Source organism: Halotalea alkalilenta DSM 17697, assembly GCF_000621205.1.
Classification (GTDB): Bacteria; Pseudomonadota; Gammaproteobacteria; order Pseudomonadales; family Halomonadaceae; genus Halotalea; species Halotalea alkalilenta.
The window spans coordinates 1-20,040 of sequence record NZ_JHYY01000037.1 but is presented as its reverse complement, the minus strand read 5'-3'; the positions used below and the strand labels follow the sequence as shown (position 1 = coordinate 20,040).

The 20,040-nt window shown below is 65.0% G+C and carries 19 protein-coding genes; 12 read left to right on the top strand and 7 right to left on the bottom strand.

Annotated features, from left to right (window positions below; genetic code table 11):
- Window positions 1–29 precede the first annotated feature (29 nt).
- Entirely contained in the window at window positions 30–956 is a 927-nt protein-coding gene (locus Q376_RS0107690) for a 2-hydroxyacid dehydrogenase (RefSeq protein WP_027349830.1), read from the bottom strand.
- A gap of 288 nt (window positions 957–1,244) precedes the next feature.
- On the opposite strand from Q376_RS0107690, the gene gabT reads away from it, so the two are divergent.
- From gabT to Q376_RS0107675, 3 genes are all read left to right on the top strand, one after another.
- Window positions 1,245–2,531: a 4-aminobutyrate--2-oxoglutarate transaminase gene (gabT, locus tag Q376_RS0107685; RefSeq protein WP_027349829.1), complete on the top strand. Its 1,287-nt coding sequence runs from the start codon at window positions 1,245–1,247 to the stop codon at window positions 2,529–2,531.
- A gap of 86 nt (window positions 2,532–2,617) precedes the next feature.
- Window positions 2,618–3,262, top strand: a complete 645-nt coding sequence (locus tag Q376_RS21805) for a hypothetical protein (protein ID WP_052365052.1) — start codon at window positions 2,618–2,620, stop codon at window positions 3,260–3,262.
- Between the two features lie 198 nt (window positions 3,263–3,460).
- Window positions 3,461–3,970, top strand: coding sequence for an Lrp/AsnC family transcriptional regulator (locus Q376_RS0107675; protein ID WP_027349828.1), 510 nt, complete (start codon window positions 3,461–3,463; stop codon window positions 3,968–3,970).
- 17 nt (window positions 3,971–3,987) lie between these two features.
- Here the strand turns inward: Q376_RS0107675 and Q376_RS0107670 are convergent, their stop codons facing one another.
- Entirely contained in the window at window positions 3,988–4,803 is an 816-nt protein-coding gene (locus Q376_RS0107670; protein ID WP_027349827.1) for an HpcH/HpaI aldolase/citrate lyase family protein, read from the bottom strand.
- Between the two features lie 150 nt (window positions 4,804–4,953).
- Between Q376_RS0107670 and Q376_RS0107665 the strand changes: the two genes are divergently transcribed.
- From Q376_RS0107665 to siaD, 4 genes are all read left to right on the top strand, one after another.
- The gene (locus Q376_RS0107665; RefSeq protein WP_027349826.1) at window positions 4,954–6,939 is read left to right on the top strand and encodes a SpoIIE family protein phosphatase; all 1,986 of its coding nucleotides are present in this window, start codon (window positions 4,954–4,956) and stop codon (window positions 6,937–6,939) included.
- A gap of 180 nt (window positions 6,940–7,119) precedes the next feature.
- Window positions 7,120–7,662: a biofilm regulation protein kinase SiaB gene (gene siaB / locus Q376_RS0107660; protein ID WP_027349825.1), complete on the top strand. Its 543-nt coding sequence runs from the start codon at window positions 7,120–7,122 to the stop codon at window positions 7,660–7,662.
- Window positions 7,663–7,676: 14 nt separating this feature from the next.
- Window positions 7,677–8,063, top strand: a complete 387-nt coding sequence (siaC, locus tag Q376_RS0107655; RefSeq protein WP_027349824.1) for a biofilm regulation phosphoprotein SiaC — start codon at window positions 7,677–7,679, stop codon at window positions 8,061–8,063.
- A gap of 8 nt (window positions 8,064–8,071) precedes the next feature.
- Window positions 8,072–8,872 carry a biofilm regulation diguanylate cyclase SiaD gene (gene siaD, locus Q376_RS0107650; RefSeq protein WP_027349823.1) on the top strand — a complete coding sequence of 267 codons (801 nt, stop codon included), beginning with the start codon at window positions 8,072–8,074 and terminating at the stop codon, window positions 8,870–8,872.
- A gap of 15 nt (window positions 8,873–8,887) precedes the next feature.
- Here siaD and Q376_RS0107645 read toward each other — a convergent pair whose 3' ends face one another.
- The gene (locus tag Q376_RS0107645; RefSeq protein ID WP_027349822.1) at window positions 8,888–9,820 is read right to left on the bottom strand and encodes an alpha/beta hydrolase; all 933 of its coding nucleotides are present in this window, start codon (window positions 9,818–9,820) and stop codon (window positions 8,888–8,890) included.
- Between the two features lie 38 nt (window positions 9,821–9,858).
- Window positions 9,859–12,639 (bottom strand): DNA polymerase I, encoded by a 2,781-nt coding sequence (polA, locus tag Q376_RS0107640; protein ID WP_027349821.1) that lies wholly within the window; start codon window positions 12,637–12,639, stop codon window positions 9,859–9,861.
- A gap of 186 nt (window positions 12,640–12,825) precedes the next feature.
- Between polA and Q376_RS0107635 the strand changes: the two genes are divergently transcribed.
- The 3 genes from Q376_RS0107635 to speA all read left to right on the top strand — a co-directional run bounded on the left by Q376_RS0107635 (window position 12,826) and on the right by speA (window position 16,207).
- Window positions 12,826–13,152: a DUF2782 domain-containing protein gene (locus Q376_RS0107635; RefSeq protein WP_190295656.1), complete on the top strand. Its 327-nt coding sequence runs from the start codon at window positions 12,826–12,828 to the stop codon at window positions 13,150–13,152.
- 135 nt (window positions 13,153–13,287) lie between these two features.
- On the top strand, window positions 13,288–14,238 hold the full coding sequence (locus Q376_RS0107630; protein WP_027349819.1) for a homoserine kinase: 951 nt from the start codon (window positions 13,288–13,290) through the stop codon (window positions 14,236–14,238).
- Between the two features lie 52 nt (window positions 14,239–14,290).
- A complete protein-coding gene (speA, locus tag Q376_RS0107625; protein ID WP_027349818.1) occupies window positions 14,291–16,207 on the top strand; it encodes a biosynthetic arginine decarboxylase in 1,917 nt (638 codons plus the stop codon).
- A gap of 106 nt (window positions 16,208–16,313) precedes the next feature.
- Here speA and Q376_RS0107620 read toward each other — a convergent pair whose 3' ends face one another.
- Both Q376_RS0107620 and Q376_RS0107615 read right to left on the bottom strand, forming a co-directional pair.
- Complete coding sequence (locus Q376_RS0107620) at window positions 16,314–16,724, bottom strand: septal ring lytic transglycosylase RlpA family protein (protein ID WP_043446761.1); 411 nt, start codon at window positions 16,722–16,724, stop codon at window positions 16,314–16,316.
- A 124-nt stretch (window positions 16,725–16,848) separates the two neighbouring features.
- Window positions 16,849–17,223 (bottom strand): septal ring lytic transglycosylase RlpA family protein, encoded by a 375-nt coding sequence (locus Q376_RS0107615; RefSeq protein ID WP_027349816.1) that lies wholly within the window; start codon window positions 17,221–17,223, stop codon window positions 16,849–16,851.
- Window positions 17,224–17,463: 240 nt separating this feature from the next.
- On the opposite strand from Q376_RS0107615, the gene Q376_RS0107610 reads away from it, so the two are divergent.
- Together Q376_RS0107610 and Q376_RS0107605 are read left to right on the top strand one after the other, a co-directional pair.
- A complete protein-coding gene (locus Q376_RS0107610) occupies window positions 17,464–17,898 on the top strand; it encodes a VOC family protein (RefSeq protein WP_027349815.1) in 435 nt (144 codons plus the stop codon).
- A gap of 465 nt (window positions 17,899–18,363) precedes the next feature.
- The gene (locus Q376_RS0107605) at window positions 18,364–19,689 is read left to right on the top strand and encodes an ammonium transporter (RefSeq protein ID WP_027349814.1); all 1,326 of its coding nucleotides are present in this window, start codon (window positions 18,364–18,366) and stop codon (window positions 19,687–19,689) included.
- Window positions 19,690–19,840: 151 nt separating this feature from the next.
- Here Q376_RS0107605 and Q376_RS25185 read toward each other — a convergent pair.
- On the bottom strand, window positions 19,841–20,040 hold a 200-nt coding region (locus tag Q376_RS25185; protein ID WP_211266622.1), incomplete at its 5' end, for a hypothetical protein.

Genomic DNA, 20,040 nt, shown 5'->3' with positions numbered 1-20,040 from the left:
GGTGCCGCTCGTCCTCGAGGTCGAGCCGCTCAGTAACCGCTGCCGCGGTCGACGGTACCCCGCATCGGTTCTCCGCGCTGATGCCGGCGAAGATTGTCGAGCAGCACCGGAAAGGCGCTGTCAGGAAGGGTCATCGCCGCGATGTGCGGGGTGAGTAAAATCTCTTCGCGGGCCCAGAACGGGTGGTCATCGGGCGGGGGCTCCTCGTTGAGCACGTCGAGCACCGCGCCGCTGAGCCGGCCGCTGTCCAGCGCTTCGATCAGGTCGTCCTCGACCAGATGCGCGCCGCGCCCCATGTTGATCAAAGCCGCCCCTTCAGGCAGCGCGCGGAACAAGCGAGCGTCGAGTATCCCGCGGGTGGCGTCGGTCAACGGCAGCAGGCAGATCAGGATATCGGTATCGGCGAGAAACTCAGGCAAAGCCTGCTCGCCTGCGTAGCAGTGCACGCCTTCGAGCTCTCGCGGCGAGCGCGACCAGCCGCGAACGCTGAAACCGAGCCCGCGCAGCTGCTCGGCGACGCTCGCGCCGAGCCGGCCGAGGCCCATGATGCCGACACGCCGGCGCGCCGCTGGCACCAGCCGCTGGGGCGACCAGCGCCGCTGCGTCTGCTGGCGCTGGTAGAAAGGGATCAGGCGGTGCAGGTAGAGCGTGGCGAAGCTTGCGTACTCGCGCATGCCCTGTTCGATGCCGGGATCGAGCATACGCACCAGCGGCAGCTTCGCCGGCAGCCGGGTGATGTCGAATTGATCGACCCCGGCCGAGGTGGCGAACACCGCCTCCAATGCTGGAAACCGCTCGGCGATGTCCTCCGGCGGCATCCACGCCAGCAGGTAGCGGATCTCGTTCGGGTCGCCGACATCGGGCCACAGGCGCACCTCGATATCCGCGGCATGGCGGGCGAACAGCGCGCGCCATTCGCGCCCACGCTCGATATCGCCTTTGTAGAGAAGAACCATGACGGCCTCGCGCATCGCTGAAGGAAAGCTCCATGCTAGCCGGATTCACGACGCATGAAGTGCTGAAAAACATTCCCGCTACCGCCGATCCGCAGCCTATCCGGCGCTCTCGAGATAGATTGCGCGGCCAGCGGCGCTGAAGTGATTTATGCCGTTTGCGAGGGTGAATTCAGCCCTAATGGGATGCAGGAAGCGGCAACACGACAGCACCTGATCGCGACGCGGACTTACCCTGGTATCACGGTCGCCGCCTCTCTACGGTCACCCCCTTTTGCTCAGGAGCCCAAGATGAATACCGATGTCAGTCCTTCCCAACCCTGGCTGCGCAAGCGTGAGCGTGCGATTCCACGAGGCGTGATCAACGCGCATCCGCTGGTGATCGACAAAGCGCTCGGCAGCGAGGTATGGGACGTCGATGGCAAACGCTATCTCGACTTCGTCGGCGGCATCGGAGTGCTCAACGTCGGCCACAACCATCCCAAGGTGGTCGCCGCGGTGCGCGAACAGCTCGAACGCGTCACCCACATGAGTTTCCAGGTCGCCGCCTACACGCCCTACATCGAGCTCGCCGAGCGGCTCAACCAGCTGGTCGGCGGCACCGAGCCCTACAAGAGCGTGTTCTTCACCAGCGGCGCGGAAGCGGTGGAAAACGCAGTCAAGATCGCCCGCGCCCACACCGGGCGCCCTGGGGTGATCGCCTTCAATGGCGGCTTCCACGGCCGCACCCTGCTCGGCGCCACGCTGACCGGGATGAGCCAGCCCTATCGCCAGAACTTCGGTCCGTTCGCCGGGGAAGTGTTCCATACCCCCTACCCCAACGCCTTCCGCGGGATCGGCAGCGTCGATGCGCTCGATGCGCTGGAGACGCTGTTCGCCACCGAGATCGCCGCCGACCGGGTCGCCGCGATCATCATCGAACCGGTACAGGGCGACGGCGGCTTCCTGCCCGCGCCGGTGGAGTTCCTCCAGGCGCTGCGCGAACTGACCAGGCGTCACGGCATCGTCCTGATCGCCGATGAGATCCAGACCGGCTTCGGCCGTACCGGCAAGCTGTTCGGCTTCCAGCACTCGGGCATCCAGCCGGACCTGGTCACGGTGGCCAAGAGCCTCGCCGGCGGTATGCCGATCTCCGGCGTCGTCGGTCGCGCCGAGATGATGGACGCGCCGCTTCCGGGCGGGCTCGGCGGCACCTATGGCGGCAACCCGCTGGCTTGCGCCGCGGCGCTGGCGGTGCTCGAGCTGTTCGATCATGAGCGCTTGATCGAGCGTGGACAGGCGATGGGCGAGCGGCTCGACGCCGGACTGCGCCAGCTCCAGGCACGCCATGCGGCGATCGGCGAGGTGCGCGGGCTCGGCCCCATGTGCGCGATCGAGCTGGTCAAGGACGATGCCAAGCGCAGCGCCGACGCCGAGCTGACCCAGGGGGTGATCGAGCGCTGTTGCGAAGCGGGCCTGCTGGTGATCAAGTGTGGCGTACAGCGTAACGTGATTCGCTTCCTCGCCCCGCTGACCACCACCGATGCGCAGATCGACGAGGCCCTGACGATCCTCGATCGCGCGCTCGACATCGCCTGACCGTGGCGGTACGACTCGACTTGTCTTGACCAGGATACGGCGCTCGCGAGCCATCGCGAGCGTCGTCGTATCTGGAGGAGAACGGCATGCGCCTGACCGACTACCAAACCCTCTGCATCGATGCTCACGGCGTGCTGATCGATCGCGACAGCGCGATCCTGCGCGGGCTTTCGCCGCTGCTCGAGCAGCTCGAAGACCCGCCGCCGCCGAGCCGGGTGATCGCCGACTACGTCGAGGCGCTCACCTCGGTGGCCGACGAGGAGATGGACTCGGTCTCCGCGCACTGCTTCGTCCACCGTACGCTGGCCGATCGATGGGCGCTGTCGCCGAGCTGGCAGCAGAGCATCGAGTTCGCCAGCCGCTTGGGCGTCGGCTCGCTCTACGAGGACTCGCCGGGGGCGCTTCAGTATCTGCGCAAGTTCTACCGGCTGCGGGTGGTCACCACCTTGGACGCGGCGGAGTTCGCCGCCTTCGACCAAAGGCTCGGGCTCGCGGCCGAAGAGCGCCTGACCACCGGAAGCTTTATCGCCGCAAGGGCGCGGATCAAGGCATTCTGCGCCGATCCCGCACTGCTGCTGCTGTGCGCGGGCCCACCGCCGCAGGGTGCTGCGGGGTATCGTCGCATCCTGCGTACCTCCTCAGCTGAGACGATTGATTCGAAACGGGATTTCGTTTCCCTGGGCGCGTTCATCAGAGCCCACCAGAACGCCTTGCGTTCTGATATCGTCTGACTCATCGTCTCTCCACAGGCTGAATCGCGCTCCCCCTGGGGAGAGAGCCGCGCATACGACTCCCGCGAGATCAAAGACAATGTCCGTGGCGGTACGCATGGAAGGCCGCCGATGAGACGCTCTTCGCGCATCGAACGGCGGATGGAGGTCCTTCCTCGCTGCGCGCGCACCAGTAGGCGTCAAGGAGGTCTCTTCATCATGGGCATCGCCGTCAAACTCGACCGTATCGACATCAACATCCTGGTCCAACTGCAACGCGACGGAAGGATGACCAACGTCAGCCTGGCCGACGCCGTCGGACTCTCGCCCAGCCCATGCCTGCAGCGGGTGAAGCGACTGGAGGCAGCGGGCTACATCACCTCGTTCCAGGCGAGGATCAATCTGGCCAAGATCACCGACAGCGTGACGATATTCACCGAAGTGACGCTTTCGGACCATCGGCGCGAAGACTTCATGCGCTTCGAACAGAACATCCGCCAGGTCGACGAGCTGCTCGAATGCCACCTTGTCAGCGGCGGCTACGACTACCTGCTGCGCTTTCTCACCAGCAGCATCGCCCGCTATCAGCAGGTGATCGAGGCGCTGATCGACAAGGACATCGGAATAGAGAAGTACTTCAGCTACATCGTGATCAAATCGCCGATCGTCAAGGACGAACTGCCGCTGCGCACCCTGCTGGCGACCCGCCGGGAGCCGGAGGGAGAGTAGCTCGTGCAGGGCACGCCCTAGGCCCTTGCGAGCAGCCGGCGCGCCGCCTCGATCACCGGCAGGTCGACCATCTCGCCTTCGAGCTCGAACACCGCCTCGCCTCCTGCCGCGCGCTCGACCACCCGCCGGGCCCAGGCGAGCCGCCGTTCGCTCGGTGCGAACCAGCGCTCGGCCACCGCCAGCTGGCGGGGATGGATGCAGAGCATACCGGCGAAGCCCATCTCCTCGGCTTCGCGGGCGTGGGCCTCGAGCCGCTCCAGGTCGTCGATCGCCGGCGACACGGCGGCCATCGGCGGCTGGCATCGGTTGGCCCGCGAAGCGATCAGCAGGGCGACGCGCAGCTGGTCGATCACCCTCCGTGCGCCTTGGCTACCGCGTGCCAGGCCAAGGTCAGTGGCGAGATCGAGCTCGCCGAGAGCGAAACGTTCGAGCCCCTCGACCGCCGCCATCGCGTCCAGTGCGGCGATGCCCCGGGCGGTCTCGACCAGCGCCCATAGCGGCTTGCCGGCCAGCGCGGCCTGGCGCAGCGCATCCGCGCTCTCGCACTTGGGCACCATGACCCGCTCGACCCCCTCGACCCGGCGGCAAAGCCGCAGGTCTTCGTAGAAGGCGGGATGGCTCGGCGCGTTGATCCTGACCAGGAAGCGCGCATCGGGGTGGGTCTCGCTCCAGAGTTCGATCGACCGGCGAGCGCTGGACTTGCCCGACTCATCGACCGCGTCCTCCAGATCGATGATGATTCGGTCGGCACCGCTGGCCAATGCCTTGTCGAACAGCTCAGGGCGAGAGGCAGGAACGAACAGCACGCTGCGCGGCGACAACGAGGTGGACATGCTCAACTCTCCTGGGACAAGGCGGAGTGAACACTATACATTCCAAGCAAGGCAGGGCCGAAGGCGACGAATACTAGCGACAAAGGCCGGCACCGCGCCAAGCCACGACGCTTGGCCGGAAACGGGCGGCAAGGCCTTGGGGAAAGGGATTTGACGACGGCTCTGGGACTGAGGATCAAGTTGATCCTCGTACTGCTGGGAGGCTGCCTGCTGGCCCTGGTACCGGCACTGATAATCGGCGCACTGGTGATCGATAAGATCCGCGACCAGCTGAGCGTCGACTATGCGCGTACGCAGACCCAGCTGATCGCCCAGCGCGTCGGAGCGCGTATCGCCGAGCGTCGGCAGCTGGCCCGCCAGCTCGCCGCACAGCCGGCCACGAGTGCTTGGTTGAGTGCGGAGAACCCCGCCTCGGCGAATGCTTTCGTTGCCGACGCCACCCGGCTGGCCAACGACTTCGACGCCGACATGGTGTTCGCCTATCGGATCGCCGACCGGCACTTCTACCTGCTCGACTCAAGCCCTAGCGCCGATCTCATCTCACCGCTCTACCAGGCCAATCCGCTGGACACCGAGGATGCCTGGCTGTTCGGGCTGCTCGACACCAGCACCGACCAGCGCATCCAGGTGATCTTCGATGCACACCTCGAACGCCAGATGATCTGGATCAGCGTACCCGTGTTCCATCTAGGACGGCCGGTCGGAGAGGTCGGCAGTGGGATCGAGCTGCCGGGCTTCATCGAGGAGATGCTGCGCGAAAGGCGCCCGGGCATCACACCTATGCTGATCGATCCGCAGGGCAACCTTCGCGCTCATCCCGACGCCTCGTTGGTCGCGGACAGGATCAATCCCGGCTACTTCGATTTCAGTCGCAACCTCTACAGTTTGGTGACGCCGGAGCAGCGTGGCCTGCTCAGCTCGGCGATCATCGAGGCTCGGCGCTACCCGGGTAGCCAGGTGGTGCGGGCCCTGAACCTCCAGTCGCGCGACCAGCTGATCTCCGTGCAGTCGCTGCCCGAACTCAACTGGCTGATGGTCAGTGCGGTGGCCCCCCAGGAGCTGAGCGATGCCGATGCGCCTTGGTTCGCCTATCTGAGCCTCGCGACGCTGTCGATCCTGGCGATGCTGTTGATCATGCTCGGTTGGCTCGCCGACCGTCTGCTGCTCAATCCGCTGCGCTTGCTCACCGCCTCCGCGCAGTCGATCGCCCGCGGCGAATTCCGCACCAACGCTCCGCTCAAGCGCCGCGACGAACTCGGCCAGCTGTCCCAGGCGTTCGCACAGATGGCCGAACGGATCCGCAACCACACCTCGGATCTCGAGCGCACGGTCAGCGAGCGCACCCAAGCGCTCGAGCATGCCAACGAAGAGATGCGCCGCGCTCACCGCACCCTGGACGAGTCGATCGGCTACGCCCGCCTGCTCCAGAGCGCCATCCTGCCCGCCCGGCTCGAGCAGCGGGTGAACGGTGCGGTGCTGTGGCGGCCGCGCGATCGCGTCGGCGGAGACTTCTATCTGCTCCATGAGGAGCCGGGGGGCTGTCTGGTCGGCATCATCGACTGTGCCGGCCACGGGGTACCCGGGGCGATGATGACGATGCTCGCGCGCGGCCTGCTCGATCGCGCCATCCTGCTCGCCGGCGGCGCCGACCCGGCCTCGGTGCTGACCGAGACGGATCGCCTGGTGAGGCTGCTGCTGGATGAACGCCGCGGTCTCGCCACCGAAATGGACGTCGCGCTGCTCTGGCTCGACGCCAACGGACGCTCGGCCCGGTTCGCCGGGGCCAAACTCGACCTGTTCCTCGAGTGCGACGGCCAGGTGATCCGCCATCGGGGCGGGCGCCGGCCGCTCGGCCACCGTCGCCGCGGCGAGTATGCCAATGTCGAGCTGTCCTTCCCCTCCAAGGCACGTTGCTACATGACCAGCGACGGGCTGCTCGACCAGGCCGGGGGGGAAGATAGCTTCGGATTCGGGGTCAACCGCTTCATCGCGCTGCTCGAACAGGCGAGCGCACTGCCCTTGCCGCAAAGCCTGAGCCACTGCGCGGGCGCGATCGACGACTATCGAGCAGGACTGGCCCAGCGCGACGATATCACCCTGCTGGTGATAGAGAGTGGGGACTTCTCGCCACGCTGATATTATCCTGGGTCGGAATGGCGGATCGATTCTCCATCGAGGCCCGGCATCCGGCCAGAGAGCTTCGGCCGTTCACGCGCCGCGGTCGTTGGCGGGATGGGGAAAAGTGGCGCCATCACCCTCGAAAAACGCGCTCACCCCGCTTGAGCCGCGTTACCTCGCCATTCTCCAGGAGAAACGATGAAGACCATCGATCTGCTCGGACTACGCGACAGCTTCGCCGAGCACCGGGTGTTGCTCTGCTTCAACGGACCGATCTCCAAGAGTCTGATCGAGGATATAGGCAACGCTCTGCGCGGCTACATGGAGGCGGAACTAGCGCCGGCCAACGCGACCATGGACGTGTTCGCGGTCTATATCGAGATGGCCCAGAACATCCGCCACTACAGCCGCAAGCGCGGCGATAGCGATCTCACGGCTATCGCCACCCTGGCGATCGCGCGGGAGGAGGATGGCCACTACGCGGTGAGCGCAGGCAACCTGGTCGATCCAGAGGACGGCGAACGACTGGTCGCGACCATCGAGGCGCTGGCCCGGCTGGACAAGCCGGCGCTGAAGGAGAGCTACAAGCGCCGCTTGCGTGAGCCCCGCTGTACCGACGGCCACAGCGGCGCCGGCCTCGGGCTGCTCGACATCGCGAGAAAATCTAGCCAGCCGCTCAGCGCGCGACTGACGCCGCAGCCCGGTGGCCGCTGCTTCTTCAGTCTCCAAGCGACGATTTAGGAAACGACACCTCTATGGATGACCTTTGTATCCCCGCCACTGCGTCGAGCCCTTCGGTCAGTGCGATCTGGGACACGGGCCTGGTGCAGCTCGCTGGCGACTCCTATCCGGAGAATTCCTACGAGCTGTTCGCGCCGCTGATCGCGTGGCTCGAACGCTACCTGCTGCGCGAAGACGACCAACCGCTGAAACTCGAGCTCGGCCTGCTTTATCTCAATACCAGCTCGGTGAAATCGATGATGGACATCTTCGATCTGCTCGAAGAGGCCCATCGCGGCGGCCGCACCCTCCAGGTCACCTGGCACTATTCTCCACGCAACGAGCGCGTGGCCGAGCTCGCGGAGGAGTTTCGCGAAGATTGCAGCTTCCCGTTCGCCATCACTCCCCTAAATGGGAATTGAGGTTCGACATGAACAGCCGCGAGACAGTCGGCATCGAGGAGCGTGTCTCCTCCCTGCTGGCCTCCTCCTCGAATCGAGACCATCCGCTACACATCGCGCTGGCCGAGCTGTTCGATGCCTACAAGCACCAGCAGAGCCGGATGGAGCGCTTGGTGCACATCTCCGATGGCTTCCAGCGCTACTCGCTGCTCGAACGCCAAAGCCTGATAGATAGCTATCACCGGCAGCTCAAACGGCTCGACAAGGTCGCCAGGATTTCTGACCGCTATCAGCGCGCGATCCAGCAGAGCAACGTGGAACTTCGCCAGGAATCGTTGTTCGATCCGCTCACCGGGCTGGCCAACCGGCGCATGCTGACCGATCGAATTCTCAGCGCCAGCGACCGCGCCAGGCGCCACCGCGAGCCCTTCGCGATCGCGATGCTCGACGTCGACCACTTCAAGCGGATCAACGACCAGCACGGCCACGAAGCCGGGGACAGGGTGCTGGTGGCGATCGCCGCCACCCTGCGCGACCAGACCCGCAGTTGGGATCTCTGCGGTCGCTGGGGCGGGGAGGAGTTCGTGCTGCTGCTGCCCAACAGCGGGGTCAGCGAAGCCATTCCAGTGATCGAGCGGCTGCTCGAGGCGATCAGGCGGCTGAGCATCAAGGTCAAGGACGAGGTACTGAAGATCACCGCCAGCTGCGGACTCAGCGAACACAAGGAGGGGGACTCACTGCTGCAGTCGCTCAACCGCGCCGATGCCGCGCTGCTCGATGCCAAACGCCGCGGGCGCGACCGCTACGAGGTCGAGCTCGTCTCCGACTAAGGCGTCAGTGGCCGATCACGCTACACGTTCGGCTCGAGCGTCGAAGCACTGGCGCACGAAGGCACCGATCTGGACGATCGCCCGGCGCGCCTCGGGCACCTGCTCGGGAAACGCCTGCCAGACATGCCAGAGCCCCTTCCAGACATCCAGCTCGACCTCGCCACCCGCCTCGCGCAGCCGCGCGGCGAGCCGGATCGAATCGTCGAGTAGGATCTCGTTGTCGCTGACCTGCAGCATCGTCGGCGGCAGCCCTGCCAGATCCCCGAACAGCGGAGACACCTCCGGGTCGCGGAGGTCCACGCGAGGGCAATAGGCTTCGATGCAGTCATTGAGACGCTCGGCGGGCAGCATGGCGTCACGGCGGAAGTTGCGCTTGAACGAGCCTCCTCCCGCAGTGAGATCGGTACACGGCGAGAGCCCGACCAGCGCCGCCGGTAGCGCTATCCCCTGGCGCTTGAGCCGCAGCGCCAGCGCGAAGACCAGGTTGCCTCCGGCGCTGTCACCGATCAGGGCGATGCGTCGCGGGTCGAAGCCGCGGTCCAAGAGCGTGCGGTAAGCTCGCTCGCAGTCGTCCAATGCACAGGGATAGGGGTGCTCGGGAGCGAGACGATAGTCGACGCCGTAGAGCGGAGCACCCGCCGCCTCGACCAGCCGGGTGGTGAGCGGGCGAAAGCCGCGCGGCTCACCGACCACCCAGGCACCGCCGTGGAAATAGAGCAGCGCCTCTTCATCCCCGCGCGGGTCGGATCGGCCCAATGGCGCGACGCGCTCGACCTCGACGCCGCCGAAGTCGAGCGTCGAGATGTCGTAGGCGTACTCCACCTTGGGCTTGCGCGCCTCCAGGCGCTCGAGCTGTGCACGCAGCGCCGCCACATCGGCACTGTTGCGAAGCCGCCGCTTGGCGGTGAACCGCACCAGCTCACGCATCAACAGCGCATTGAGGCTCATCGCTCGCTCCTACGGACATCGTGCTACAGGCGCAGATCTCAGTGCGCCTCATCCCAGTTGTTGCCGGCGCGTGCCTCCACCAGCAGCGCGACATCGAGTTCACCAGCGGCTTCCATCCGTTCGCGCACCCCTTCGATGAAGCCCTCGACCTGCTTGTCTTCGACCTCGAACACCAGCTCGTCGTGGACCTGCATCACCATCAGCGCATCGAACTCGCTTTCATCGCGAAGCCAGCCGTCGACGTCGATCATCGCACGTTTGATGATGTCCGCCGCGGTTCCTTGCATCGGCGCGTTGATCGCAGTGCGCTCGGCGGCCTGGCGGCGAGCGTGGTTGCGCGAGGTGATCTCCGGCACGTAGAGGCGCCGGCCGAACACCGTCTCGACGAAGCCCTGCTCGGCGGCCTGGGCACGGATGTTCTCCATGAAGCGCGCGACGCCGGGATAACGGTCGAAGTAGCGCTCGATGTAGATCTGCGCCTGATTGCGCTCGACGTGGAGCTGGCGCGACAAGCCCCAGGCGCTCATCCCGTAGATCAACCCGAAGTTGATCGCCTTGGCGCTGCGGCGCTGGTCGGCGCTGACCTTGTCGAGAGCGACCCCGAATACCTCGGCGGCGGTCGCGGCGTGGATGTCCCGCCCCTCGGCGAAGGCCGTGAGCAGCCCTTCGTCACCAGACAGATGGGCCATGATCCGCAGTTCGATCTGCGAGTAGTCGGCGGCGACGATGCGATAGCCGGGGCGCGCGATGAAGGCGCGGCGAATCTTGCGCCCCTCCTCGGTACGCACCGGGATGTTCTGCAGGTTCGGGTCGGAGGAGGAGAGCCGCCCGGTGGCGGTCACCGCCTGGTGGTAGCTGGTGTGGATGCGCCGCGAGGTGGGGTCGATCAACTGCGGCAGCTTGTCGGTATAGGTCGATTTCAGCTTGGCAAGACCACGGTGCTCGATGATCAGCTTGGGCAGCGGATAGTCCAGGGCCAGCTCCTCGAGCACCGCCTCGGCGGTCGAGGGCGCGCCCTTGGGCGTTTTCTTGATCACCGGCAGCTTCTGCTCATCGAACAGAATTTCGCCGAGCTGCTTCGGCGAGCCGAGGTTGAATTCTCGCCCGGCGACCTCGAAAGCCTTGAGCTCGAGCTCCTTGATCCGGCTCTCGAGCTCGCGGCTCTGGATCGCCAGGCGCTCGGCATCGATCATCACCCCATTGCGCTCGATCCGCGCCAGTACCGGGATCAGCGGGGTCTCGAGCTGGTCGAGCACCTCATGGAGCCTGCCCTGCGCCTCGACCCGTGGACGCAGCACCTGGTGCAGGCGCAGGGTGACGTCGACGTCCTCGCAGGCATAGGGCACCGCCGACTCAAGCGCCACCTGGTCGAAGGTGATCTGCTTGGCGCCCTTGCCGGCGACCTCCTCGAAGCTCACCGTGCGGTAGCCCAGGTGGGTCAGCGCCAGCGAGTCCATGTCGTGACGGGTGGCGGTGGAATTGAGCACGTAGGACTCGAGCATGGTGTCGATCAGCCGGCCGCGCACCTCGATACCGTAGCGCGCCAGCACCTCGATGTCGTACTTGAGGTTCTGGCCGATCTTGGCGATCGCCGGATTGGCCAGCAGCGGCGCGAGCAGGCCGAGCACCTCGTCACGATCGAGCTGCTCGGGCACACCGAGATAGCTGTGGCCGACCGGCACGTAGATCGCCTCGCCCGGTACGATCGCAAGCCCGATGCCGACTATCTCGGCGCGCATGTAGGCGAGGCTGGTGGTCTCCAGGTCGAAGCAGAACGCCTCGCTTTCGGCCAGCCGGTCGAGCCAGGCATCCAGCGTCGCGCGGTCGACCACCGCCTGGTAGTCGACCTCGCCGAAGGCCGAAGGCACCTCCACTCCTTCCTCGCCCACCGGCTTCGCTCCATCCTCGGCGGCAGGGGCACCCGCGCCCTCGCCGCCCTCGAGCAGCTCGGCGAGCCAGCCGTTGAATTCGAGCTCCCGATAGAGCGGGATCAACGCCTCTCGATCGGGTTTCGGCAGCCCGAGATCGTCGAGCCCGACCGGCAGTTCGCAATCGGTACGGATCGTCGCCAGTCGATGGGAGAGAAACGCCTGCTCGCGATACTCTTCGAGTTTCTTGGCCATCGACTTGGCGCCGCGAAACGAAAGCCCGCTGAGCCTGTCGAGATCGGCGTAGATCGCCTCGAGCCCCGCGCCATACTCGGTGAGCATCGCAAGCGCCGTCTTCGGACCGACCCCAGGGACGCCTGGAATGTTGTCGACCGAATCCCCCATCAGTGCCAGGTAGTCGACGATCAGCTCCGGCGGAATGCCGAACTTCTCCTCCACCCCGGCGGGATCCAGAGTCTCGCCCTTCATCGTGTTGACCAGGGTGATATGGCTGTTGACCAGCTGGGCCATGTCCTTGTCGCCGGTCGAGATCACCGCGTCACGTCCCTGCTCGGTAGCGTGACGCGCGAGCGTGCCGATCACGTCGTCGGCCTCGACCCCTTCGACGCACAAAAGCGGCAGGCCAAGCGCACGCACGCAGGCGTGCAGCGGCTCGATCTGGGCCCGCAGTTCGTCCGGCATCGGCGGACGATGCGCCTTGTACTCGGCGAACAGCTCGTCGCGGAAGGTCTTGCCCTTGGCGTCGAACACCACGGCCATCGGGCTTTCGGGATACTGCTTGATCAGGCTCTTGAGCATCGACACCACTCCGCGCACCGCGCCGGTGGGACGCCCATCGGAAGTGGAGAGCGGAGGCAGGGCATGGAAGGCGCGGTAGAGGTAGGCGGAACCGTCGACGAAGACGATCGGAGGGGCGGCCTTTGACGGCATCGAGAGCTCCCAATGGCTGAACTTGCAAGGCGCGCGGCGTAGCGGCCCCATGATCCATCCATGATACGCAGCGTGCGTCGATTTGGCACCCGCAGTGCCAATGGTCTGAGACGTTACGAACGCCTAAACTGCTCCTATCGCCTCCTCATTTTTTCCGGCCTGGAGGCCCCATCGAAGGACCATGCCATGAAACGCACGCTCTCCGTCCCGCTCCTGAGCGCCCTGTTCGCCCTCCCCCTGGCGCTGCCGATGATCGGCATCGAGACCATCGCCCAAGCCCAGGCGCAGGACCAGCAACAGGACGCACCGGCACCCGACATCACCACTCGCCAGGAAGACGACCGCACGGTGCGTGAATACCGAGTCAACGGCCAGCTCTATGCCATCGAAGTGGTGCCGAACGTCGGTCCTTCCTACTTCCTGGTCGACTCCAACGGCGACGGCAACTTCCAGCGCTCGCCGAACAACACCCAGCGCATCGCGATTCCGCAGTGGACCCTGCTGCGCTGGTGAGCGAATGCAGTTGCGCGCATCTTCTCCCTCTGTCGATCTCGCGTACGCCGCCCCGGATGGTAGAATCTCTCCCTCATCGCCCTGAGCCCAGCGCTTGGGGCGCACCCAGACACGGATCGAACGCCCAGGAACCCTATGGCGGTTTTCACACCATTGAGCGAGACCCAGGTCATCGCTTTCCTCGAACGCTTCGATGCTGGGCGCTTGGTCGCGCTGGACGAAGTATCCAGCGGCACCGAGAACTCGACGTTCTTCGTCACCACTGATCGCCAGTCGCTGGTACTGACGCTGTTCGAGCAGGGCGAAAGCGAGGAGCTGCCGTTTTTCGTCGAACTGCTCGACTTTCTCGCCAATCACGAGCTGCCGGTGGCGAGCCCGTTGCACGACCGCGAAGGCAAGGCGTTGCAGACCCTGGCCAACCGGCCCGCACTGCTGTTCCCCAGGCTTTCGGGCGACCATCCGCTGTCGCCGACGCTGGTCCAGTGCGCCGCGATCGGTGAACTGCTCGGCAGGATGCATGCGCTTTCCCGCAGCTTCCCGGGCTCGCGCCCCAACCCGCGCGACTTGCGCTGGATCGGCGCCAACCACTCGAAGGTGATGGCCTATCTCAGCGACGAGGATCAGCAGCTGATGCTCGATCGCTTCGATAGTCTCGAAAGCCACCTCGGCTACTCGAGCGAGCTGCCGCAGGGCGCGCTGCACGGCGATCTGTTCCGCGACAATGCGATGTTCGAAGGTGATCGGCTCACCGGGCTGATCGACTTCTACAATGGCTGTACGGGCGATTTGCTGTTCGACCTCGCGATCCTGGTCAACGACTGGTGCAGCGACGACAACGGCGACATCATCGATGCGCGCTATCGTGCGGTGCTCGAGAGCTACATGGCGCAGCGTCCGTTCAGCGAAGACGAGCGCCGGGCCTGGCCGAAGATGCTCCAGCTCACGGCCCTGCGCTACTGGTTGTCCAGGCTCCTGGTCATCTACGTCGACCCGCCCGCGCACTCGCTGACGCCGAAGGACCCGACCCAGTATCGCGACATCCTGCGTTCCCGCGTCGAGCGCGGCGCGCCCGAGCTTCCTCGCTGATCTTCTGCACGCCGGGCCTGGCCTGGCGCTCTCCCTTTTCCCGGAGCTCATCATGACCCCCAGTGCCCAGACCTTCGCCCCGCTGGATGCGCGCCGCACCTATAACATCGACCAGTGGGGCAGCGGCTATTTCGACGTCGATGCCGAAGGCGATGTGCTGGTTCGCCCCAAGGGCGAGGCAGGCACGCCGGCGATCAAGCTGACCGAGCTCACCCGGCGGATCGAAGCCGTCGGCCTGCGGCTACCGGTGCTGGTCCGCTTCAGCAACATCCTCCACTCGAGGGTCGAGCACCTCTGCCGCGCCTTCGACCGCGCGATCGGCGAGCTCGAGTACCAGGGCGGCTATACCGCGGTCTATCCGATCAAGGTCAACCAGCAGCGCCGGGTGGTCGAGGAGCTGCTCGCCACGCCCGAGCGCGGGCGCGGCCGGGTCGGCCTCGAGGCCGGCAGCAAGCCGGAGCTGCTCGGGGTACTCGCACTCTCCTCCGAGTCGCCGTCGCTGATCGTCTGCAATGGCTACAAGGACCGCGAGTACGTGCGCCTGGCGCTGATGGGCGAGAAGCTCGGCCACAAGGTGTTCCTGGTGGTGGAGAAGAGCTCGGAGCTTTCATTGATCATCGAGGAGTCGCGCAATCTCGGCGTGACCCCGCGCATCGGCGTGCGCGCGCGGCTGATGTCGGTGGGCAAGGGCAAGTGGCAGAACTCCGGCGGCGAGAAATCGAAGTTCGGCCTGACCGCACGCCAGGTGATCGAGGTGGTCGAACGGCTGCGTGACGAGGAGATGCTCGATTCGCTCCAGCTGGTCCACTTCCACCTTGGCTCGCAGATCGCCAACATCCGCGACATCCAGCGCGGCCTGCGCGAATGCGCGCGCTTCTACCAGAGCCTGCGTGAGGCCGGCGCGCCGGTCGAGGTGGTCGACGTCGGCGGTGGACTCGGGGTCGACTACGAGGGTACCCGTTCGCGCAGCCACTGCTCGACCAACTACTCGATGCCCGAGTACGCCAACAACGTGGTAGCCGCCTTCCACCAGCTCTGCGAGACCCATGGCCTGCCCCATCCGCACATCATCTCGGAGTCGGGGCGCGCGCTGACCGCCCATCATGCGGTGCTGATCACCAACGTGATCGACGAGGAGCGCCAGCTCGCCCCGACACTGCCCGAGCGCAGCCAGGGCGACGTCCAGCTCGACATCCTGTGGAACTCCTACGAGTGGCTCGCCGAGCCGGCCGAACCGCGGGTGCTGGCCGAGTACTACCACGATGTGCTCCAGGCGATCAGCGACCTGCAGGACCGATTCGTGTTCGGCGATGTTTCGCTCGAGCTGCGCGCCGAGGGCGAGGCGGTCTACATGGCCGCCTGCCACCGCCTGCGCGGGAGACTCGACCCGCGTAACCGCTCGCATCGCGAGATCCTCGACGAACTCGACGAGAAGCTCGCCGACAAGCTGTTCGTCAACTTCTCGCTGTTCCAATCGGTGCCGGATGCCTGGGGGATCGACCAGATCTTCCCGGTGCTGCCTTTGACCAATCTCGACGAGCCGCCGACCCGGCGCGGGGTGGTCCAGGACATCACCTGCGACTCCGACGGCCGCTTCGAGATGTACGTCGACGGCCAGGGAGTCGAGAGCACCCTACCGCTGCCGGACTGGGACGACGATGGTGAAAAACTGCTCGGCATGTTCCTGGTCGGCGCCTACCAGGAGATCCTCGGCGACCTGCACAACCTGTTCGGCGACACCGACTCGATCGACGTGGCGGTCGACGCCGAAGGCCAGTGGCATCTCGGCGCGCCGGTCAACGGCGACAGCGTCGCCCAGGTGCTCGGCTACGTGAACTTCGACGTCGCCAAGCTGCGCGAGCGGTTCAAGCGCCAGTTGCTGCGCAGCGAACTTTCGGCCAGCGATCGCGGCACCTTCCTCGACGAACTCGAGGCCGGTCTCGAGGGCTATACCTATCTCGAGCAATGAGCGCAGCTTTAGCGAAAACGGCGGGCGGCCTCCTCGTGGGGCCGCCCGCCGTTTTCTTGGTGCCGCTCTCGGCGTGTCCTGAAAGCCGCGCGCGCCTCGATACCGCCTAGCGCATCACCTCCAGGCGCACCGGCGCAGTGCCGCTTCTGAGCATACCGAGACGATCGGCGGCGCGAGGAGAGAGATCGACGATGCGCCCCCGGGTGAAGGGGCCGCGGTCGTTGATCCGCACCGTCACCGAACGCTGGTTGGAGAGATTGGTCACCTTGACCCGGGTGCCGAACGGCAGCTGGCGATGCGCTGCGGTCATCGCATTGCGGTCGAAGCGCTCACCGCTGGCGGTGGTACGGCCATGAAAACGATCGGCGTAGTAAGAAGCCTTACCGGTCTGAACCTGGCCGCTCGGCGCGCCCGATGGCCCGGTCGCGCAGCCGCCGAGAACGAGTAGCAGGCAGAGCAGCGGCCAAAGTGCGTAGCGTGGAAGAACACGGGAGGAAGAATACAGCGAGGGCATCATGCGGTGAACTCGAATCGAAAACCGCGACACCTTAGCACGCTGCGCGGCGAAGCTTTACCAACTTCAGGTTAACCGATCGATTCGGACGGTAAAGACTTCACCCGGCCGCTGCCGGGCTCTGTGCTCAATCGATCACGCTGACCCGTACCCGGGCGACGCCGCGTTCCACCATGTCGAGCCGCTCCGCGGCGCTCTGGGAGAGATCGATGATGCGCTGGGAGACGAAAGGGCCGCGATCGTTGATCTTGACTATGGTCTGCTTACCGTTATCTAGGTTGGTCACCTGCACCTTGGTACCGAATGGCAGGCTACGGTGCGCAGCGGTCATCGCCTGGTTGCTGAAGGGCTCGCCACTCGCAGTAAGTGCGCCGTCGAAGTGGTTGCCATAATAAGTGGCACGCCCCTGCTCGGGACCGACGGCATCCGCCTGGGAAGCGAAAGAGAAGGGAGCGCAGAACAGCGCTGACAGCAGGGCCAGAGCCGCCAGGGGCGGACTCATTCGCGCAGCACGCGAACGCGAAATAGGGAAGCATTGACGCATGGTCGAGAACTCTTTCCTGGATGGACTCGCCGGACAAAGGCGCCTTGAGTGTCTGGGTGATTCCTGTGGAAAACGGCGCGATCCCGCGCCCGGCGTTGTACCGCCCGCCTCGCAAAGCTGCCGAGGATCGTGACAATTAACGACAACTCACCGCAAAAGTCCAGAAAAACCCTGAAAACCGCCCTATCAGGAGGACCCATGACGGCTTCATCCCCTACTTTTCCGCCAGCCGTCCAACGCGTGGTCGAAACCGCGCTCTATGTGGACGACCTGGCGCGCGCGGTCGATTTCTACCGCCGTGTGCTGGGCCTCGAACCCATGTTTCACGACCGTCGACTGGCCGCCTTCCCGGTAGGATCATCCGTATTGCTGCTGTTCCTGCGCGGCAGCACTACCACAGCGGTCGAACTGCCCGGTGGCCGGATCCCTCCCCATGATGGCGCGGGTCCGCTGCACATTGCCCTGGCCATCGAACCGGCCAGCGTCGACGCCTGGGAGCACTGGCTTGCGGACCAAAAGGTCGAGATAGAGGGTCGCACCGACTGGCCAAGCGGCAGTCGCAGTCTGTATTTCCGCGATCCGGACCGGCACTTGGTCGAGCTGGTCACCCCGGGGCTTTGGAAAAACTATTGAGCAGACCGACCGGGCCACATCAATGCACCAATTTGACGCATATCTTCATCAAACGATCTTTCGACCCATTCGTTCAAGCCTGGGCAATCGGCCGAAAGTGGCAGCTCCGGCCCGAGAGCGGCATGAGCATCGCTTGCACCGAAACATAAAGGTGCAGATATCAGCCTGTCCACGACGACTCGTACTTGCGCGATGCAGCGAGAGAGAAAAAATCGCACCCAATTAATGCAAACGCAAAACCAGTGCACCATGATTGAAAAGGATTAAGCCAAATCACGAATTGGACGCTCGACCGGAGGGACGAACACAGGCCTCGATTGAAAATTCAAGTCATTGATTTTGCTTAACTTAGATCTCAATGGAAGGCTTTATGCTTATTTAAACCCAACTTAACGAAGCAGCTGTTGTGCCATTGACCACTGCCCAATGGCCCGGCGGCTGTCCTTGCGTCTGGAGTAGCAAACGATGTCAGCGAGAAGCGCCCTGATCCCAGCCGCCGGTTTGTTCGGCGCCCTGCCCCTCTCCGCCTTCGCCCAGGAAGCGCCGCCGGTGGCGGATAGCGGCGATACCGCCTGGATGCTGGTTTCCACCGTGCTGGTGCTGATGATGACCATTCCTGGTCTCGCGCTCTACTATGGCGGTCTCGCCCGCTCCAAGAACGTGCTTTCAGTGCTGATGAACTGCTTCGCGATCACCGCGCTGGTCAGCATCATCTGGGTGGTCTACGGCTACTCGCTGACCTTCGACGCCACCGGCATGGTCGAGGGCGTGACCAATTTCAGCTCCTTCGTCGGCGGCTTCGATCGCGCCTTCCTCTCGGGCCTCGACACCTCGAGCCTCAACCTGACTTTCCCCGAAAGCATCTGGATCACCTTCCAGATGACCTTCGCGATCATCACCCCGGCGCTGATCGTCGGCGCCTTCGCCGAACGAATGAAATTCTCGGCGATGCTCTGGTTCACCGGCCTCTGGGTGACCTTCGTCTACTTCCCGATCGCTCATATGGTATGGGGCGGCCCCGGCGCCTTCATGGGCAGCGAATGGGGCGTGATCGACTTCGCCGGCGGCACCGTGGTGCACATCAACTCCGGGATCGCCGGGCTTGTGGCATGCATCGTGATCGGTAAGCGCAAAGGCTACCCGACCACCCATATGGCGCCGCACAACCTCGGCTACTCGATGATCGGTGCAAGCCTCTTGTGGCTCGGCTGGTTCGGCTTCAACGCAGGCTCTGCCGGCGCCGCCGACGGCAGCGCGGGCATGGCCATGCTGGTGACCCAGATCGCCACCGCCGCCGCGGCCCTGGGCTGGATGTTCGCCGAGTGGAGCAAGAGCGGCAAACCGAGCCTGCTCGGAATCATCACCGGGGCGATCGCAGGCCTGGTCGCGGTAACGCCGGCCGCCGGCACCTGCGGTCCGATGGGGGCGATCATCCTCGGCGCCGTGGCCGGCGTGATCAGCTTCTTCGCCTCCACCTCGCTCAAGCGTGCGCTCGGCTACGACGACTCCTTCGACGTGTTCGGCGTCCATGGCGTAGCCGGGATCATCGGCTCGCTGCTCACCGGCGCGTTCGCCGCACCGGCCCTGGGCGGCTTCGGCGAGGTCACCGATATCGGCCTGCAGCTCTGGATCCAGCTCAAGGGCGTGCTGTTCACCATCGTCTATACCGGGATCATCAGCTACATCCTGCTCAAGGTCATCGACGCCACGATCGGCCTGCGTGTCACCGAGGAGCAGGAAGGCAACGGCCTCGATCTGTCCCTGCACAACGAGCGCGGCTATAACCTCTGAGCCGTTTCGCCACTCATCGATGCGAAAGAGACCGGGGGAGCCAAAAGGCTCCCCCGGTCTTCAGATTAATGACAAACCCCTTTTGACCCAGCGACGCTCTCGATCCTGGCGAGTCGAGAACCGTTTGGGTCCTAACGCGCCTCTTGCTCGCTTAGATGCGAGGGGCGGACCCCTCGCGCTCCCCCTGAAAGGGGGCGCGCCGCCACGAGATCGCGAAACCCTGGCCGATCAATCGCTTGCCCTCGGGTCGGCGCGCATGGACATCTGACCGCCATGGATGGCGGGAATGCGGAAAACGCAGGAGCAGTTTTTCCGCCCTGTCCGGGCGCGCCTTTTGCGACATCCATGTCG

Excerpts from the sequence above, each read along its gene's own strand:
- Q376_RS0107620 (WP_043446761.1), bottom strand. The coding sequence starts at position 16,724 with ATGATGCCCTCGCTGTATTCTTCCTCCCGTGTTCTTCCACGCTACGCA.
- speA (WP_027349818.1), top strand. The coding sequence starts at position 14,291 with ATGACCCCCAGTGCCCAGACCTTCGCCCCGCTGGATGCGCGCCGCACC.
- polA (WP_027349821.1), bottom strand. The coding sequence starts at position 12,639 with ATGCCGTCAAAGGCCGCCCCTCCGATCGTCTTCGTCGACGGTTCCGCC.
- Q376_RS0107635 (WP_190295656.1), top strand. The coding sequence starts at position 12,826 with ATGAAACGCACGCTCTCCGTCCCGCTCCTGAGCGCCCTGTTCGCCCTC.
- Q376_RS0107675 (WP_027349828.1), top strand. The coding sequence starts at position 3,461 with ATGGGCATCGCCGTCAAACTCGACCGTATCGACATCAACATCCTGGTC.
- Q376_RS0107610 (WP_027349815.1), top strand. The coding sequence starts at position 17,464 with ATGACGGCTTCATCCCCTACTTTTCCGCCAGCCGTCCAACGCGTGGTC.
- gabT (WP_027349829.1), top strand. The coding sequence starts at position 1,245 with ATGAATACCGATGTCAGTCCTTCCCAACCCTGGCTGCGCAAGCGTGAG.
- siaC (WP_027349824.1), top strand. The coding sequence starts at position 7,677 with ATGGATGACCTTTGTATCCCCGCCACTGCGTCGAGCCCTTCGGTCAGT.
- Q376_RS0107670 (WP_027349827.1), bottom strand. The coding sequence starts at position 4,803 with ATGTCCACCTCGTTGTCGCCGCGCAGCGTGCTGTTCGTTCCTGCCTCT.
- Q376_RS0107605 (WP_027349814.1), top strand. The coding sequence starts at position 18,364 with ATGTCAGCGAGAAGCGCCCTGATCCCAGCCGCCGGTTTGTTCGGCGCC.
- siaD (WP_027349823.1), top strand. The coding sequence starts at position 8,072 with ATGAACAGCCGCGAGACAGTCGGCATCGAGGAGCGTGTCTCCTCCCTG.
- Q376_RS0107690 (WP_027349830.1), bottom strand. The coding sequence starts at position 956 with ATGGTTCTTCTCTACAAAGGCGATATCGAGCGTGGGCGCGAATGGCGC.
- Q376_RS21805 (WP_052365052.1), top strand. The coding sequence starts at position 2,618 with ATGCGCCTGACCGACTACCAAACCCTCTGCATCGATGCTCACGGCGTG.
- Q376_RS0107630 (WP_027349819.1), top strand. The coding sequence starts at position 13,288 with ATGGCGGTTTTCACACCATTGAGCGAGACCCAGGTCATCGCTTTCCTC.
- Q376_RS0107615 (WP_027349816.1), bottom strand. The coding sequence starts at position 17,223 with ATGAGTCCGCCCCTGGCGGCTCTGGCCCTGCTGTCAGCGCTGTTCTGC.
- siaB (WP_027349825.1), top strand. The coding sequence starts at position 7,120 with ATGAAGACCATCGATCTGCTCGGACTACGCGACAGCTTCGCCGAGCAC.
- Q376_RS0107645 (WP_027349822.1), bottom strand. The coding sequence starts at position 9,820 with ATGAGCCTCAATGCGCTGTTGATGCGTGAGCTGGTGCGGTTCACCGCC.